The organism is Shewanella sp. YLB-07 (assembly GCF_009377275.1).
In genome coordinates this window covers 376,363-394,029 of record NZ_VOQB01000004.1, presented here as the reverse complement: position 1 = coordinate 394,029, position 17,667 = coordinate 376,363, and the positions used below count along the sequence as shown (strand labels likewise).

Sequence of the window (17,667 nt, the reverse complement as noted above, 5' to 3'; positions counted from 1 at the left end):
GGTAGATCAAAATGTAAACGTGTTGTTGTTCACACTTTTGCCAATTTGTTAACGGGCTTAAGTGGGAACTAAATTAGAACGAGTCTAACAAATAGACTATTCAAAATAATTTAGCGAGTTTTTAACTAATGAAAAAAGGCAGTTTAACGTCGACCATTTTGGGTCTAATGTTAACTTTAATATTATTATCGAGCGGTCTGGCGACCTTCGCCATCATCAACTTAGCCTATAGTCTTGGGGATGCAAGGGCCATCAATGCATCCGGTTCTCTGCGAATGCAGAGCTATCGTTTAATGTTCTATGCAAACTCTGGCAGCGAAAATGCCTTACAAAAGATAGAAGAATTTGAAAATACTCTATATTCAGATGCGCTTAAGCGTTCACTCGACTGGAAAACCCCCGACGAGCTCGGCGAGCAATATCGTCTGGTTATTCACAAATGGAAGGTGATGAGATCGTATATCGAAGAGGAGAATTCACGCCTCTACGCTGCCGCACTGAAAGACTTTGTCGATACTATCGACCTATTGGTTCTGGAAACTGAGCACTACGCCGCATTCAAATTGAAATTGTTAGCCGTGAGCCAAATTATCGGGCTGGCCTTAATGTTATTTATCGCTTTCATCGCGGTACGTTTCACCAAACGAAAAGTGGTCGCGCCCCTCAATCAGTTAATGGAATCAGCCAATACCATCTCCAAAGGAAACTTCAATGTCGAGATGCCTAAATCTGAGTATATTGAACTCAGCGCCTTAAGTAATGCATTCCAATCTACAGCTAAAGAGCTGTCGGCCCTCTACCAGGGTCTGGAGAGCCAGGTAAAAGATAAAACATTAGCCCTGACACGCAGTAATAACGAGTTAACCCTCTTGTACGATAACCTGGTCATGCTCCATTCGGGGAAGCTCGAAATTAGCAGCTTGAAAACCGCACTCAATCAGCTCAGAGCTCATGAACCTGAGACATTCCTTCGCCTGGTGATAGTGCAGGACAATGAAGAGGAATTAGTCATAGAGGCCGACGGTGGTTGGCCTCTGAAACCGAATATCCAGACCCATTTCCCGCTTAAGTTTGAATCCAATGAGCTGGGTTACTTAGAGGCTAACTCCAGCGAGGAGCCGAATTATCAACTGTTCGAAAATTTTGCCATCATGTTGGCTCGCTCGATCGTCATCTATAATGCCGGAGAGCAGAGGCAACAACTCGCGCTTATGGAAGAACGAGGCGTCATAGCCAGAGAGTTGCATGACTCCTTGGGTCAAATCCTCTCCTTCTTAAAGATCCAAGTCAGCCTGCTGTCTAAAGGGCTGGACAGTGCTTGCCGCAGCCCCCAGGTCGAACAACAGATATCTGAAATCAACGAAGGGGTAAACACCGCCTATGTGCAATTAAGAGAGTTATTATCGACCTTTAGGCTGACCGTCAAAGATCCAAACTTGCACCATGCCATCGAAGCCATGTTAGAACAGCTTCGCAGTCAATCCGACGCTAAGCTCACCTTAGATTATAAACTGCCCATGCAACTGCTCGGCGCCCATCAACATATCCATGTGTTGCAATTAACCCGAGAAGCGACGGTTAACGCCATCAAGCATGCCCAAGCAGATCAAATTAACATTCGATGTTTTAAAGACTCAGATACCCATGTCACCATCACCATCAGTGACAATGGCATCGGCATAGATAGGGTGAAGAAACGTGATCAGCATTTCGGCATAGGCATTATGCATGAGCGTGCAAGCCGCTTATCGGGTATAGTGGAGTTCAACGGCAATCCCGAAGGAGGAACGAGAGTAACACTGACTTTCCCTCCTCAGCAGGAACCAGCCTAGATAAATGATTAACTTCATATTTTTCTTTGTATGTAATACAAGGCATAAGAAAACACCCTTGCAGGAGGCGCTTTAAAAAATGGGCAAACCTTACTCAGTGCTCGTTGTCGATGATCACCCGCTGTTACGCCGCGGTATTTGCCAATTAATCACTTCTGACTCAGATTTCACTCTCTTTGGTGAGGCTGGTAGCGGATTAGATGCCCTGTCGGCTATCGAAGAAAGTGAGCCGGATATAGTGCTACTCGACCTCAACATGAAAGGGATGACTGGATTAGATACCTTAAACGGTCTGCGTCAGGAAGGAGTCACTTCCCGCATCGTTATTCTAACGGTTTCCGACGCCAAACAGGATGTCATTCGTCTGGTTAGAGCCGGTGCCGATGGTTATCTATTGAAAGATACTGAGCCCGATCTCCTGTTAGAGAAACTAAAGCAAGCCATGCAGGGACATAGAGTGATCAGCGAGTCCGTTGAGGACTACCTCTATGAACTCAAAGATGCAACCGATGAGAAGGACTGGATCGATAACCTGACCCCCAGAGAGTTACAGATTTTACAACTCGTGGCTCAGGGAAAGAGTAATCGTACAATCTCGGAGCAATTGCATATCAGCGAAGGCACGGTCAAAGTTCACGTTAAAAATTTACTGAGAAAGGCCAACGCCAAATCGAGAACCGAGATGGCGGTTAGATACCTCAGTCAATAACAGTTTCAAATCGAGAAAGGCAGCCTATGGCTGCCTTTTTTATGGGTGACGTTATTTGAGGAGAAAGCCTCTAACGAGTCTCGTCGAGAAACTCTCGCCAGCTCAATAATGCCGACTGGAAATCTTCTAAACCACAAAAAGCCTCTGATTCACCGTTATAGAGTGACATGTCATCTTCAAATTCATGATCTAATCCATCGTCTAATTCGTTGGCGAACACCCTGACCTCTTCACTGTCCAGCTCCAGTGATAGCGCCTTACCTAGCCAGCGCTTTTGGGTAAGTGAACCCACTTGTAACTGTTCGATTATCTGACTGAGCGCCTTGAACTTATCTTGGCACTCACCCAACTCCTCGACGAACCAGAAACCTAATACCTCGTGATCCATACTAAAATTCGCAATCACAGTAGCTGTCATGGTATTACGCCGAAACTCATATTCCATACTAAAACCTATTACTCAAAAATTTAACCGTATCTCTCCCATAATTTTACCCTAAAGTCAGTCTCTATGTGTAATTCATGCTTCACTAACCCTAAATATCAGGCAATAAAAAGGACGCCTAAGCGTCCCTATGTCAATCTCTGCCAACTTAAAATAAGCGAGAACTAGTGAGCGTGGCCATGATCTTCGCCAGCGGCTGCAGCTTCGGCAGTCGGTGCACCAGCCTTTTCGATAGAAAGTAACTCGACCTCGAATATCAAGGTTGAGTTAGCCGGGATAGTCCCAGTATCGCGCTCGCCGTAGGCTAGGTCAGCCGGAATAACGAACTTGTACTTAGCGCCAACAGGCATAAGCTGAAGGCCTTCGGTCCAACCAGGAATCACACGGTTTAGCGGGAACTTAGCAGGCTCGCCGCGAGCGACTGAGCTATCAAATTCAGTGCCATCGGTAAGTGTACCAACATAATGAACTTCGACCATGTCTTCGGCAACAGGCTTCTCACCCGAACCTGGAGTCAAGACTTCATACTGAAGACCAGATTCTGTGGTGACAACGCCTTCTTTAACCTTGTTAGCCTCTAAGAATGCAGAGCTATCGGCTAAAGCTTTCTCAGCAAGAACAGTCGCTTGAGCCTCACGCTTCTCATTTAACTTCTCATCGAGACCCTGAAGGACTGTCTGCATCTCTTCTTCTGTCAGCTTAAGCTGGTCATTCAGACCGCTACTGAAACCTGACACGATAAGGTCACGATCGACTGGCATACCAAGCTCTTCTTGCTCTTTGATATGACCAGACATGTATTTACCGATAGATGCACCAACACTGTACGCTTCTTTCTGTGCCTGTGTCTTCAACTCAACATTGGCCGCGGCTTCCGTTGTTTGTTGCTCTTGGTTACAAGCTGATAGACCGATAACGGCCAAAGCAACCAGTGATAATTTATAAATAGATTTCATTAAAAAGCTTCCTCAGGATCTTCTAGTCGAGACAATAACCTTATCTTATAAGGCGATCCACTTTATACTAGTTAAATACGTTATTCCAATTACATTACTTATGTTTAATAATCGAATGTAAATGCAGGTTCACTAGAGCTAGAGACAACAGCATTGAGGGCAAGTTCATGAAAAGTTTCTTTTCGATTGTTTTTTGCACTCTCGCCATTTCAGCTTGTCAGCCTGATGCCATAGACACACAGGCATTGATCACCGAGCCTAGCTATGATGCCAGCCTGTCTCAGAGTGGACAACTAGTCCTGGTTAGCACGGCCAATAGCGGCATACAGCTTTGGGATATCGACACTGGCAGGCAGAAATATACCTGGATACACAGTGAATCCGATAATGACGCCTTCGATGTCGCCATCTCAGCCAATCAAATGTTTGCAGCTTCCCTAAGCAGAGACTCAGTCGCCCTCTGGAGCATCTTAAATGGTTCATCTCTAGGTTGGTGGTCATTGCCATCGACCGGGCAAAGTGTGGCGGTATCCAACTCAGGTTCATTGCTCATAGGTCTCACCGATGGCAGTGTCATGTCTCTGATGCCGTCCGTCTCCACCAAGACCCCCTCCTTAATTAAGTTTCTCGGCCATTCAGAAAAAGTGAATAGCGTGGCCCTTTCCGCCGATGGCAAACTGGCCCTAACCGGCTCAAATGATATGCAGGCCATCTTGTGGCGCACCACCACAGGTCAGCCCATTCATAGCTGGAAGTTCGATAACCGAGTCATTAAGGTGAGCTTAAATGAATCAGGAAGCCTGTCATTTATTGGTGACAGCACTAAAATAGCCAAGATTATGGATAATCTCACAGGCGAACAAATCAGTCAGTTGAAAATCAACCGCAGAAAAATGAACTTTTCGGCGGCGCGCTTTTCAAACCATGATACATTGCTCCTGACGGGCACTCCGGCGAGAGAAGTTCGGGTCTGGGACATCAAAACAGGTCGTTCCTTGGCCAACTGGCAAGTTCAGCGTACCAAACATGCCAAAATCAAGAGCGCCGTTGTATACTCTGTCGCGAACCTGGATTCAAACCAGATCCGTACCATCAGCAGCAATGGCTTAGTCGAAACTTGGCCAGTACCTGTCCATTAGAGGTAAAAATGGAACAATTAGAACAGAGAGTCGAAGATCTTGAGATGAAACTGGCATTTCAGGATGCCACCATAGAAGATCTTAATCAGCAAGTGATCAAGTTAAATGATCTGCTATCTGATCAGCAGCAAGCAATACGACTCTTAGTCAGTAAATTACAAACCGCAGAACCGAGTAACATAGTAAGTCAGTCAGATGAGAGCCCGCCACCTCACTATTAAATATGACAGCAAAAAATTGAAGGATCAAGATGTTAGCCATAGCTCAAGTTGGTGAGTCCATACTTAATAGACAAGCACAAAAGGTGATAGAGTTTTCACCGGCATTAATGCAACTTGCCAATGATATGCTCGACACTATGCTACAGGCCAAAGGTGTGGGCATAGCAGCGCCTCAGGTTAATCAAAGCCTATCACTGTTTATCATGGCTTCCAGACCCAATGAGCGATATCCAGACGCCCCTTTTATCGAACCAAGCATAGTAGTTAACCCTAAAATTATTGTTTGTTCGGATGAAAAAATATCCGGTGAGGAAGGCTGTTTGTCCATCGCAGAACAAAGATTCACTATCTTGAGACATGAATGGGTTGAAGTTAGTTTTCAAGATCTTAATGGCCTAGAGCATCATCAGACCTTAACGGGCTTTATTGCCCGGATTTTTCAACACGAATATGATCATCTTCAAGGTATCACCTTGATTGAAAGGAGCGCTATGCAAGCCAGTAATAGCCTCAATGAGGCTGTACGATGAAAAGTACCATAAAGAGCACAATGAAACATTGGCTATTAATCCCTCTGTTGACTCTCAGCCTATCTGGTTGTGCATTTAACAGCATTTTCATCAATTATCCGTCGCAAATTGCCCCGGTAAAAGCCCAGCTCAACACTAATACCCCCATGAAAGGGGTTCAAGATGTGGCATCGAATATCTCCGGCGCAGATGGCCTACTCTATGCCCAAGAGGCTGGGCGGGTCGCTCAGATCAGTGGGGATTTCGAGGCGAGTAAGAATTACTATCAACAAGCCGTGTCTGCCTATCTTAAGTTTGATGATAAAGCGACCCTGAGTGTCACCGACATTGGCGCCACCGCCAGCAGTCTTCTTATTAACGACAATGTGATCCCCTATCGCGGGCCAGGTTATGAGCGTGTGATGTTGCACCAATATCAGGCGCTAAACTACCTGTTCAGTGGCGATCGAGAAGGAGCCTTAGTAGAAGTCAGGCGCAGTAACCAGCTGCAAAGCTCAGAGCAGGCCAGATATCAAAAATCGCAGAAATCTGTTCAATCCATGGCGAACGGCACCATAGATGCCGAAGTGAATAAACTAGGCAAGGCCGCGGGCACAGTCACCAGCTCCTTCTTAAATGCCTACAGTTACTACACCACAGGTCTGTTACATGAAATTTTAGGTGAGCCCAACGATGCGTTTATCGATTACCGTAAAGCCGCGCAAATTACCCCTGACAACCCCTATCTGCAACAAGATCTTGTCCGTTTAGCGACACAGCTCTCCATGCCTCAACAGGAGGAGTTTGAACGTAGATGGGGAAAATCTAAGACCCAAAAGAAGGGGGAAGGCCAAGTCATCGTCCTGCTCGAACGTGGCTTTGTCCCTGAAAAGAAGAGTATAACGGTTCCATTCACTATTCATGGAAACTGGCAGACCGCCTCACTAGCCACCTATACTTCAAATTCTCGTGCTGTTTCAAAAGGTAAGATAAACGGCTTAGGAAAGACCCTAACCGCGGCTCCCATCGCTAATATAGACGCACTGGCAATCACGGCCCTGAAGGAAGATCTCCCGGCCGCCTTAATGAGGCAAGCAGCCAGAGTCTATGCCAAGTCTGAGATGGCCAGAAGCGTAGAGAGCAGCAGCAAGAAGAGACATAACGAAACCGATATTGCCGCCATCGCCATGCAGATATTCAACGTAGTGACGGAGCAAGCCGACAGACGCAGCTGGCTTACCTTGCCCAAACAGGCACAAATTGCCAGAACTTACCTCAAAAATGGTAGTTACTCACTCAAGCTTGATAATTCACCGAGCCAAGAGATAGAAGTAAAGAGCGGTAGAACTACCTTAGTTTGGGTAATAGACACTGGTAATCACACACGTTTTTATTCAATAATCATCTAATACACATTTAATGGAAGCCACTATGAAAAATTTTAAAGTCATTTTTATGCTAGCAGTCGCAGTCGGACTGGCTGGTTGTCAATCAAAAGTCGAATATGGAGACGCCACTGAGGTGGAAACGGTCAATGAAAACTTCGGTTCTTCAGATCTTCAAGCCATCACGGCTAAAATGGTTGATAGCATGCTGACTTTCCCACCTATCGTGGCGATGACAGTAAACGACCGTCCCATCATGTTCGTCGATAAGATCAAGAACAAGACTTCAGAGCATATCGATACAGAATCGGTAACAGACTCGATCAGCAACAAGTTACTACGCTCGGGTAAGTTCCGTTTTATCGATATGACCAAGGTCGACGCGGTGCGTAAGCAGCTGGACTACCAGAACAATGCCGGTATGGTTGACCCATCTACCGCCATCAGCTTCGGTCGTCAGATCGGCGCTCAGTACATGCTTTACGGCAACCTTTCCAGCATAGTAAAGCAGTCTGGCAGCACTAAAGATGTTTACTACAAGATGACCATGCGTCTGATGGATCTCGAAACTGGCCTCATCGAATGGTCGGATGAAAAAGAGATCCGCAAGGTTAAGTCTAAGTCATTCCTAGGAATGTAATTTAGCCTAAACTGCTAACTTGCAGAATGATAAAAATGCCAGTCTAGATGACTGGCATTTTTTATATCCCCCCTCTCTCTAACAAAAAGTCATTCCCTTGTATTACTATCGCACTCGGCAAAGAAATCGGTTAGTGTTGCCACTCGCCACTCAACTGCTACTCACCATTCAACTGCCGGGAATCAAGCTGTGAATCTACTGCGTGTCTGTCTGCTCTGCCTTGTCTCACTACTGCTCATCTCATGTAACAGCACCAGCCAACCTAAGGTTCACGATAGCGCTTCACTCAACTCCTCTGCCGCTAAGCTAGCCTTAGCCCAGTCTCGTCGTGCCCGTATCTCAGAAGTCAGCTATCAAATAACCCTGGATTTAACTCAAGCAGAGCACTTCAGTGGCAGCACACAAGTTAACTTTCAGCTAGCCGATACCAGTACGCCGCTCTCCTTAGACCTGCTCCGAGCCGACATAAAATCGTTTACCATTAATGGTCACAAAATTTACCCCAGCTATAACGGTAAGGCTTTTATCTTGAGCCCAAGTCTCTTGGTGTCAGGCAGTAACACGGTGGAGATCAGTTACACACAGAGTTATGGCAACAATGGCATGGGCTTAGTCCGCTTCGTGGACCCAAAAGATGCTAACGTCTATCTTGAATCGAACTTCTCCCCCAATGCCGCCAGCATGATGTTTCCCTCATTCGATCAACCCGATCTTAAGGCCAGCTATAGCCTGAATGTCACAGTGCCCAAAGACTGGGTGGTCATCAGCTCAGTCAAAGAACAGAGTGTCATAGACTCATCCGAGTCAAACCAGTGGCAATTTCCCACTAGCCCAATATTGAGCCCGCATATGTTTTCCCTGCACGCTGGCCCCTATCGTGTCTGGCAAGATGACAGTGCTAAATCAAGCTACCCCATTCGCTTGTTTGCCAGGCAAGCTATCGCAGACGACATCTCCCCACAAGTCTGGTTTGAAGATATCGATAAAGGGCTCCACTTTATGAGGGAGTATTTACAGACTCCCTACCCATTCAACAAGTTCGATCTGCTGCTTAGCCCGACTCTGACCAATAACGACTCACTCGCCAGCGCAGCAGTCACCAGCATAGATGAAAATATCGTTCTCTTTGCAGGACTCTCCCCGCAAGAGCAGCAAAAACGCATCGCAGTAACCAGCATGACCGGCCTCTCCGCCCAATGGTTTGGCGCGCTCATTACCATGAACTGGTGGGACGAAAGCTGGCTGAATATGAGTTTACGCTCGCTGATAACCAACAAAACCTTGGCTCAACTTGGCTACGGCCCTCAAGAATCGAAGCAGTTCTATGACTCGATAAAATCCAGGGCTTATATGGATGATGTGCTGTTCGCCAATCATGTTTATGGATCCGGACTACCTTCTGTCGGCGTCTTTAAGGGAGAGGCCAGTTTACTGGGACTCGAGCAATTGATCGGCGAATCAGATTTCAGACTCGGCCTGCAAAGCTATCTGGAAAAATTTGCCTATCTAAATGTCAGCCCAACCGACTTTTTCGCCAGTCAGAGTATCAACGCCAAACGTGACCTGACTCAATGGCAGCAAAACTGGCTCTTAACACCCGGTGTTAATACCCTAAGGGCGGAGTTTACCTGTAAAAATAACCGCATTAGTGAGTTTTCCCTCCTACAATTTCCAGCCAGCGAGCAAAGCCCAACTCTGAGGGAGCAGAAGATAACACTGGCACTGTTTACCAAGGGAAGAAATGAGCTTCACAGACTTCGCACTATTTCGTTAACCTACAAGGGGGAGAAGACACCAGTTAAGCAGTTAAACGGCACTCGATGTCCCGACCTTGTCTATCCTAACTATCTCGATTCAGGCTACGTGAAAGTGAACCTGGATGAGCGCTCACTCGAGACGGTGAAGCAACACCTGAATATGGTCAGTGAACCTCAGTTGCGTTCCATGTTATGGCAGAGCCTGTGGGAGAGCGTATCTGACGGTGAACTAGCATTAAATGAATACTTAGGCGTGGTCTTCATTAATCTCCCCAAAGAGCAGGATTCAGCCATCCTGGAGCAGGTGCTGATCAAGCTTAATCAGAGTAAAGCCTATCTTGAGCAGATACTGCCAAATCACAGCAGTTATATTCAGATGGCACTGAAAGGCTTAGAGCAGATGAGCCTGAGAAAGACCATGGTCAATGGTGAAAACGCCGATATTCAACGCCTCTGGTTTAATGCATATATTCAGTTTTCACGCAGCCAGGATGCCTTGACTCACCTCGCTAAATTACTGGCAGGAAACTCTAGTATCAAGGGATTGAAAATCGATCAACAGATGCGCTGGAGCATCATCACCCAACTCAATCGTTATGACTATTTGGGCAGCCGCTCCCTGATAGACCAAGAGCTAAGTACAGATCTGAGCCAGCGCGGAAAAAATTCCGCCATTGCGGCCCGGGTATCCAGACCCGAAGCCGGCATTAAACGCTATTGGTTGACTCATATTCAACATGACAGCCAATTGCCATTTTCGACGCTCAGTATTGCCATGGCTCACCTGTATCCAAGAGAGCAACAGAGATTAAGCTCTGCCAGCTCAGAGCAGAGACTCGAGTCGCTAACCCGAGTAGACGAGCAAAAGAGTGACCGTTTTATGAAACTCTATGGCCGATATTTGATCCCGACTCGATGTACCCACGGAGGAATAGCCATACTCGAAAAAACCATCAATACCCAACATGGACTCTCGGCTACCACTCGAAAAGCCTTATTACAGACACACCAGAGTGAGTTGAGATGTGTCGCCATTAAGGAGCGCTTGCTGAACTAATCTAGTGAGCGAATTTAACCTGATCTGGGGTTAACTTGGTCTGGACGAGTGTGGTTTATATCATTAATGTTTAGTAAGAAGCGCTAACGTTCGATATTGGACTCGCATACAAAAAGATTAACTAACTGATGAGTATCAATATTTAGTCATGGCATAGAGATTGCTCTTACAATGCTTATGACATGATTAACAATCAACAAATACCAACAATTAGAATCAGCTCAAGCAGAGTTGCAGATAAAGCACAAAGGGAATTAGAAATATGGGACCATTTGAAGTCATCACAGTAGCCATAGTCGCCGTATTCGGTGTAAAGGCCTTTAAAGAATACAACCAGAGAAAAACCAGCGTCGATAACAGCGAAGTCGATGCGCTTAAGTCTGAACTCGTCAAACTACAAGATCGCGTAGCGACTCTCGAAACCATAGTCACTGATAAATCATATCAACTCGGTGAACAGATAGATAAGCTATAGCTTCCCAGCCATTAAAACAAAAAACCAGTGCATAGGGATATGCACTGGTTTCATTTATTGAGCTGAATACTGAGCCTTACTTAAACGAAAAGCTCTTTAATATTCGCCAGATCGCTTTTGCCTTCGAGGATCTCCTCAGGCGTTAACCCTGAGACTTCATGAGGAAAGACTAACCACTCTTCCGACTCATGAATGTAGTAATCCGGCTTTAGCGGTACCGAAGTATTCTTGGGCTTATAGTAAGGGCAGGCAATACGCACATCTTTTGGCATATTCAAACGCATCAACTCACTGAGCTTATCCTTGAGTGCGTGAATACTGCGGCCAGAATCGAACACATCATCGACAATCAGCAAACCATCATCGGCGTTGGCATTCTCGACGATATAATGCAGTCCATGAACCTTGATTTTTTTATTCTGCTTGTCGGTGCCGATACCATAGTAAGAAGAGGTACGAACCGCGATATGATCGGTTTCAACCTGTTTAAAATCGAAATATTCCTGCACCGCGATCCCTATAGGTGCACCACCACGCCAAATCCCGACGATAAATTGCGGACGAAAACCGCTCTCATAAACCTGCGCCGCCAGGCGAAATGAATCTTCAAGCAATCCCTGTGCTGTAATAAAGTGCTTATCTGACATTCGACCATCCCCATCTTGTTATTTATTTAGGTCAACTTGGTAGGCAGAGCGCTTATTCCAAAGACGGAATATGCGCTATTTTATACCGGTGAAATAATCACAGGTTAAAGTGTAGGCACCTACCAGATTTTGGGGCCAAACTTTATACTAAAATGAGATTTGATGCTTCATTTAAAATAAAAACTTAGACGCTAATCGCTATTTATTGTGCTTATCGCCTCAAGGAAGTGGCTAATTCAGAGATTAAAGCTGGGGGGTTGAAAGCAGCATACTATCGAAACTGTGCTACCGAAAAAGAACAATCAAAAAAATGAGCCACACCTTATTAGATGTGGCTCATTTTTTACTACCAAGTTCTGCTCAGGTTTTACACTCTTGAATTAGTCTCTAACTGACACTCACCACTTGCGCCGTCCCTATCGCACAAACACACGCTTGCTGTTTACTCATATCTTCGCTGAAATCTGCAGAAAGTATGGTATCGACATAATGCCAGTCACTGCGTACCTGCTCGGCAGTGAAGGTGAGCACCATAAAGCCTCTGTCTCTTAAGTTGGTATACTTAAGACCCTCGACCATCTCCTTGATCCCAGCTTCAGTTTGCACCTGCTGATCTTCCGGGATCCCCAGGTAGTACTCGAGTCCGGGAGAAGATACCGAGCTGGTCGCAAACTCCACGCCCACAGGGTCACCATGACTGTCCATAAGCTCATTTGCCCAAGCATTATGGGTATCTCCCGCCAGTACCACTAAGTTACAGCCTATAGACTTAGCCGTGGCCAGAACCACTTCACGCTCATAGGCGTAGCCATCCCAGGCATCTAAGTTATAAGGCACCGCAGGCATCTGCAGCAAAGCCATGGCCTCAGGGGTAAGCCTGTGTTGGTTCTCGATAAGAAAGGTATATTCAAATGTCGTCACCGTCGGATCTTTCGCCTCCCAACGGGCGGCAATTTTCGCCAGGGCCGCCAGCTCACCAAACTCAGACACGCTAAGCTGCTGCATGGCTATCGCTGCCGGTAGCATCATGCTACCCATCAAGACTTGCTGCCCCAGAACTTGCCACTTGCCTGTCGCTGTCAGCAGGCTAGATTGCAGCCATTGCAGCTGCTCGGTGCCCAGCAAGGTTCGCTCAGTCCCCGTCACTGCCGCCATAAACTTCTGGCTATCCATGGCTTTGGTCACAGGATCGATATAATCGACATAATCCAGTGGCTTATCACGAGCTAAGACGCGCGTGTCTAACATATGCAGATCGACCAGATCCCCGAAACTGAAGGAGCGATAGATCTCCTCATGATTGCCTTCACGCCAGGGGCGGATGGGCAACCACTCGAAATAGGCTTGCAGGGCTCCCTGCTTTCTCGCATCGAAATCACCGTCTTCCTCGTTATGATTCTCGGCGCCATCCTTCCAGGTATCGTTAGCGACTTCATGGTCGTCCCATACCGTAATAAAGGGCACCTTGGCATGCAGCCCCGTCAGGCTGGGATCGGTTCGATATTGCGCATAGCGGGTACGATAATCACCTAAGGTGAATAGCTCACCAGCCGGTAAAACCTCACGGCCCAGTTCGGCAGCATGCTCGCTGGCATACTCGCCGCGCGCATATTCATAGATATAGTCCCCTAAATGGATAACCGCATCCAAGCCCTCTTGTTGAGCCGCTAGCGCATACACATTGAAGTGTCCTGCCGGAAAGTTAGCGCAAGAGAGCACCGCCAATTTAACTTGATCTATGGCCCCTTGAGGCAAGGTGAGCGCCCGTCCCACTTCTGAGACGGCTTCCCCTTGCTTAAAACGGTAGAAATACTGAGTCCCGGCGTCCAGTCCGGTTGCATCGACCTTAATGGTGTAATCTCGCTCGGCACTGGTGGTGGTTTCACCATTGGTGACTAAATTACTGAAATCGGTATCCGTAGCAAGCTCCCAAGCAACCGTCAGCTCCCCTTCCACTTCCGGGGTCACACGTGTCCACAAGATGATTGCATCATGGCTAGGATCACCGCTGGCGACACCGTGTAAAAATTCAGCTTTAACAGCATCATCACTGCTGCCGTTACTGTCACTACAGCCCATCAAGCCATATGACACAACTGCTGCGCCCACACCTTTAGCCGACATTTCCAAAAAATCCCGACGTGTAAATCTCCGTTTCATTATTATTATCCTTATAATGCACAAGTGGTAAGAGGTCTAACGAGTATTGTGCAACACCACTATTACATTCGTGCTACACATTGTCTAATGTGGTGAAAACCTGCGCAGACAAAGATAATTGAGGTATATTACTCAGGGTGTTAAATGGGACAAAGCGATTGAGCCCGACTCTAAATTGCAATCAGACATAAGGATAAGTGGATGAAAGTACAAGATATAATGACAAGGAAAGTAGTGTGTATCAGCGATCAGGCCAGTTTAAAAGATGCTCACGCTCTGATGACCAATAGAAATGTCAGGCACCTTCCTGTTATCTCTGAGCAAGACTCAAGTTTAGTCGGCATTCTTACCCATAAGAAGATGGTTGCGACCGTGATGGCACTAGTCAATAAATACGGCAGTGGAGCCTTAGACAGGCGAGAGCGGGCACAAACCGTTGAAAGTATCATGGACAAGCATTATCAACATCTCACCGCCGATGAGCCTTTACCCATAGTGGTAGAATACTTTATCGACAATAAACTCGGCTGCTTACCCGTCATCAATGCTCAGGGCAAAGTTGAAGGTATAGTCACCTCTTCAGATTTTGTGAAGCTGTGCGCCAAGCTGCTAAAGCTAAAGCCTGAAGCAGCTTAAGTTTCACACAGCAATGGCTTAACTTGGTAATAACCAGGACATAAACAGGCAAAGAGCGAACTAAACAAACAAAGAGCTAAATAGCGGGGCCGTTAATACCATAGCTATGCCGGTAAAAATCATGGTAAGACTGGCGACAACCCCCTCCTCCTCTCCTATTTCAGACGCTTTTGCGGCGCCGACGCCGTGAGCCGATGCGCCCAACGCAGCGCCCTTGCCCAGGGATGTGTTGATTTTTGCCAGCCTAAAAATTGGCTCACAAATTATCATGCCTAATACCCCAGTGAGCAAAACCAACATGGCCGTCAACTCAGGCACACCACCAAAGCTCGACGTGGCTTCCATGGCAAAAGGCGTAGAAACGAAACGGACTAGCACACTCTGAGCGAGTTCCGGTGGCAGAGAAACTAACTTAGACAGGCCCCAGGACGAAATTAAGCCTAAGAGGAGGCCGAAGATCACACCAATAGAGAGCGTGAGTGGGTATTTAGCAATTAAGTGCCGCTCACGATAGATAGGCACAGCGAAAGCGATGACCGCAGGCGTCAACATCAAGGTCAGCAGATGACTGAAGTGAAAATAGCTAGGTAAGGGAATATCCAGCAACAAGACCAGAGAGATAATCCCTAACGGAGCCAGCATGATGGGCGACAACCACCAGAACTTAAATTTTGCATAGGCATATTTAGCCCCCCAGTAACACACGAGTGTCATCACTAAACTAAAAATTCCTACCAAGGCCGAGCCTGTACCTTCGAAAATAGACATGCGTTAACCTTCCATACCGGGTGCCAGCAAAGCCTGAGCGCGCTGACGATTCATTCTACGCTCGAAACGAAAGACCCGGTCAACCACAAACCCTGTCCCCACCAGCACGAATACCGTCCCCAGCACTAACATCACGATCAGCTGAACACCATAATTCTCAAATAAGCTTTGATATTTAATCACAGAGACCACTGGAGGAATAAAAAACAGTAGCAGCTCGGCGATCAACCAGGCCGAGCCTAAGCTAACCCTATGTTCGGGAATGGTCTTGGTCAGCAAGAGTAACAGGACTATGGCCAGACCTATGACGCTTCCGGGGATAGGCAAATTAAAGTATTGCTCGGCTTGTACGCAGATGACTGCCAATAGACAAAACAAACTCACCTGCACCAAGGTCTGTAGCATGAGTTTCAGCTTGCCATTGCTCTTAGTCGCTAAAGCAACCTTAGCGTGATCCCCACGAGTGAAGCTGGAATTGGTATCACTCTGGTGAGTGGCTCTTGAAACTGGCATAGGTCAATAAACTCATTCATTAGCAGGAGTACAAGTTTAAGCTTGCACTCTCAATAAAAAAAATGAATATTAATCATAGAATACATTCCTTAAGGTTATACAAATGGATCTACGCGTTATTCGTTATCTGATTGAGATAGTCGACTCGGGTGGCTTTGCCAAAGCCTCCGAGAGAGTCCACATTACTCAACCCGCTCTATCCAAGGCGATTCAACAACTAGAACATGAACTTGAGGTTACTCTGCTCGAACGCGGCAAGCGAGGGACTCGAGTCAAGCTCACCCCCTCCGGTGAGCTAGTCTACCGTCATGGGCAAACCTTACTGGCTAACAAGCAAGCCTTACTCAATGAACTCGCCGCTCAACGCGGGCTAACCTCGGGTCAGTTAACACTCGGTCTGGCTCCATTGGGCAGCGCCGAGCTTTTCGCACCGGTTATCGCCAAGTACCGAGACACCTATCCTAAAATAGAAATGGAGCTATTAGTCCGTGGTTCAGTAGAACAAAAAGAGGCACTTATTAAGGGGGAGATAGAGCTAGCCACAGGCATTATTGCGCTGAACAAGGAGTTCGAAGGCATTCTGGTTCGTGATGAGCCTATGGTCGTCATCTTGCCTAAACATCACGTCCTAGCCAGTGAGAAGTCCCTTAGACTCGAACAGATCTCCGAAGAACCACAGATCATGTTCGAACCCGGATTCTCCCTCCATAGCATGGTCTTAGACAGCTGTGAGCAAGCGGGCTTTACACCGAAAAATATCACTCGAATAAGCCAGGCGGAATTTGGTATCGCCTTAGTCGCCGCAGGTGCGGGCAATATGTTACTGCCTAAGATGATCGCCGAGCGTCACAGGGTAGCCGGAGTCGTCTCGGTGCCACTTATCGGCTCAGACTTAAGGTGGAAAATGTCGCTATTTTGGCGAAAGGAGCAAGCCCTCTCTTTTGCAGCGAAAGCTATGATTGAGATGATAAAACAAACAAGCCCCGTTTAAACGGGGCTTGTTTGGCAGAGATACAGCTTATACCGTTTGGTATTAAGTCGCTGGGCAAGCCATTTGAGCAATACTATTAATTACTATGTCTTCCACTGGGACATCGGTGAGGATCCCTCCAGATTCAGTCACTGCATTAGCAGTATCTACTATATCAATCTGATCGATAATTTCTATTCCCTCGATCACCTGACCAAAAACAGCGTAGCCATGACCATCTGACGAGTTCGCTTTATCCAAAAACGCATTATCTACTGAGTTAATAAAGAATTGCGATGTGGCCGAATCCGGATCACTGGTTCTTGCCATGGCTAGAGTGCCGCGCAGGTTACTAATCCCAACGCCAGCCTCATTTACAATAGGATCATTACCCGCTTTCGACATGGGTCCAGATTTAAATCCGCCACCTTGGACCATAAATTGATGGATCACCCGGTGAAATATCAAGCCATCATAGAAGCCGGTATCCACATACTGCTTGAAGTTCTCTCCCGTGATAGGGGTATTAGTCGCATCGATAGCCAAGCTAATGTCCCCCATGCTAGTGCTCATGGTATAACAATAATCTTGCGCTAACTCGGGAGTGGGAGTCGGAGGTGTTATCGGTGGCGGTGTCGTCGAATCATCTGAACCACCGCCACATGCGGTTAACACGCCGGCCAACACTAAACTTGAGGCTATACTTACTGCAAATTTGTTCATCTATATCCCTATCTTCTTACCGGCTCGTTAGCATTTTCATTAGTAGGCCAGACAATGACTACTTTAAGACAGGTTAAAGCCTACAAATATTTAACCTTATGCACAATAGGAGATACAAATTAGAA

18 protein-coding genes are annotated in these 17,667 nt (G+C 46.7%); 11 read left to right on the top strand and 7 right to left on the bottom strand.

The features are described from left to right. Window positions 1-128 precede the first annotated feature (128 nt). Entirely contained in the window at window positions 129-1,832 is a 1,704-nt protein-coding gene (narQ, locus tag FS373_RS11325) for a nitrate/nitrite two-component system sensor histidine kinase NarQ (protein WP_144045180.1), read from the top strand. 79 nt (window positions 1,833-1,911) lie between these two features. Further along, window positions 1,912-2,541, top strand: a complete 630-nt coding sequence (locus tag FS373_RS11320; protein ID WP_144045179.1) for a response regulator — start codon at window positions 1,912-1,914, stop codon at window positions 2,539-2,541. Window positions 2,542-2,611: 70 nt separating this feature from the next. On the opposite strand, the gene FS373_RS11315 is transcribed toward FS373_RS11320, so the two are convergent. Together FS373_RS11315 and fkpA are read right to left on the bottom strand one after the other, a co-directional pair. Then, window positions 2,612-2,986 carry a YacL family protein gene (locus tag FS373_RS11315; RefSeq protein WP_144045178.1) on the bottom strand — a complete coding sequence of 125 codons (375 nt, stop codon included), beginning with the start codon at window positions 2,984-2,986 and terminating at the stop codon, window positions 2,612-2,614. Window positions 2,987-3,150: 164 nt separating this feature from the next. Continuing rightward, window positions 3,151-3,942 (bottom strand): FKBP-type peptidyl-prolyl cis-trans isomerase, encoded by a 792-nt coding sequence (fkpA, locus tag FS373_RS11310; RefSeq protein WP_144045177.1) that lies wholly within the window; start codon window positions 3,940-3,942, stop codon window positions 3,151-3,153. Between the two features lie 167 nt (window positions 3,943-4,109). Between fkpA and FS373_RS11305 the strand changes: the two genes are divergently transcribed. From FS373_RS11305 to FS373_RS11275, 7 genes are all read left to right on the top strand, one after another. Beyond that, window positions 4,110-5,081, top strand: coding sequence for a WD40 repeat domain-containing protein (locus tag FS373_RS11305; protein WP_152829456.1), 972 nt, complete (start codon window positions 4,110-4,112; stop codon window positions 5,079-5,081). A gap of 8 nt (window positions 5,082-5,089) precedes the next feature. Beyond that, complete coding sequence (locus FS373_RS11300) at window positions 5,090-5,302, top strand: SlyX family protein (protein WP_144045175.1); 213 nt, start codon at window positions 5,090-5,092, stop codon at window positions 5,300-5,302. A gap of 29 nt (window positions 5,303-5,331) precedes the next feature. Next, the gene (gene def / locus FS373_RS11295) at window positions 5,332-5,832 is read left to right on the top strand and encodes a peptide deformylase (RefSeq protein ID WP_144045174.1); all 501 of its coding nucleotides are present in this window, start codon (window positions 5,332-5,334) and stop codon (window positions 5,830-5,832) included. A gap of 20 nt (window positions 5,833-5,852) precedes the next feature. Beyond that, window positions 5,853-7,220 (top strand): COG3014 family protein, encoded by a 1,368-nt coding sequence (locus tag FS373_RS11290; protein WP_152829525.1) that lies wholly within the window; start codon window positions 5,853-5,855, stop codon window positions 7,218-7,220. Between the two features lie 22 nt (window positions 7,221-7,242). Further along, window positions 7,243-7,836 carry a penicillin-binding protein activator LpoB gene (lpoB, locus tag FS373_RS11285; RefSeq protein WP_144045173.1) on the top strand — a complete coding sequence of 198 codons (594 nt, stop codon included), beginning with the start codon at window positions 7,243-7,245 and terminating at the stop codon, window positions 7,834-7,836. Window positions 7,837-8,025: 189 nt separating this feature from the next. Then, on the top strand, window positions 8,026-10,650 hold the full coding sequence (gene pepN / locus FS373_RS11280) for an aminopeptidase N (RefSeq protein WP_322619488.1): 2,625 nt from the start codon (window positions 8,026-8,028) through the stop codon (window positions 10,648-10,650). A 262-nt stretch (window positions 10,651-10,912) separates the two neighbouring features. Then, window positions 10,913-11,125 carry a hypothetical protein gene (locus FS373_RS11275; RefSeq protein WP_144045171.1) on the top strand — a complete coding sequence of 71 codons (213 nt, stop codon included), beginning with the start codon at window positions 10,913-10,915 and terminating at the stop codon, window positions 11,123-11,125. 80 nt (window positions 11,126-11,205) lie between these two features. On the opposite strand, the gene FS373_RS11270 is transcribed toward FS373_RS11275, so the two are convergent. Together FS373_RS11270 and FS373_RS11265 are read right to left on the bottom strand one after the other, a co-directional pair. Then, the gene (locus FS373_RS11270; RefSeq protein ID WP_144045170.1) at window positions 11,206-11,772 is read right to left on the bottom strand and encodes a phosphoribosyltransferase; all 567 of its coding nucleotides are present in this window, start codon (window positions 11,770-11,772) and stop codon (window positions 11,206-11,208) included. 387 nt (window positions 11,773-12,159) lie between these two features. Next, window positions 12,160-13,932, bottom strand: a complete 1,773-nt coding sequence (locus FS373_RS11265) for an alkaline phosphatase D family protein (protein WP_144045169.1) — start codon at window positions 13,930-13,932, stop codon at window positions 12,160-12,162. A 201-nt stretch (window positions 13,933-14,133) separates the two neighbouring features. On the opposite strand from FS373_RS11265, the gene FS373_RS11260 reads away from it, so the two are divergent. Continuing rightward, window positions 14,134-14,568: an HPP family protein gene (locus FS373_RS11260; protein WP_152829454.1), complete on the top strand. Its 435-nt coding sequence runs from the start codon at window positions 14,134-14,136 to the stop codon at window positions 14,566-14,568. A 60-nt stretch (window positions 14,569-14,628) separates the two neighbouring features. On the opposite strand, the gene FS373_RS11255 is transcribed toward FS373_RS11260, so the two are convergent. Then, window positions 14,629-15,336, bottom strand: coding sequence for an LrgB family protein (locus FS373_RS11255; RefSeq protein ID WP_152829453.1), 708 nt, complete (start codon window positions 15,334-15,336; stop codon window positions 14,629-14,631). Between the two features lie 3 nt (window positions 15,337-15,339). Further along, window positions 15,340-15,741: a CidA/LrgA family protein gene (locus FS373_RS11250; RefSeq protein ID WP_144048842.1), complete on the bottom strand. Its 402-nt coding sequence runs from the start codon at window positions 15,739-15,741 to the stop codon at window positions 15,340-15,342. Window positions 15,742-15,952: 211 nt separating this feature from the next. Between FS373_RS11250 and FS373_RS11245 the strand changes: the two genes are divergently transcribed. Further along, window positions 15,953-16,840 (top strand): LysR family transcriptional regulator, encoded by an 888-nt coding sequence (locus tag FS373_RS11245; RefSeq protein ID WP_144045167.1) that lies wholly within the window; start codon window positions 15,953-15,955, stop codon window positions 16,838-16,840. 42 nt (window positions 16,841-16,882) lie between these two features. Here the strand turns inward: FS373_RS11245 and FS373_RS11240 are convergent, their stop codons facing one another. Then, the gene (locus tag FS373_RS11240) at window positions 16,883-17,542 is read right to left on the bottom strand and encodes a peptidylprolyl isomerase (protein WP_144045166.1); all 660 of its coding nucleotides are present in this window, start codon (window positions 17,540-17,542) and stop codon (window positions 16,883-16,885) included. Window positions 17,543-17,667 lie beyond the last annotated feature (125 nt).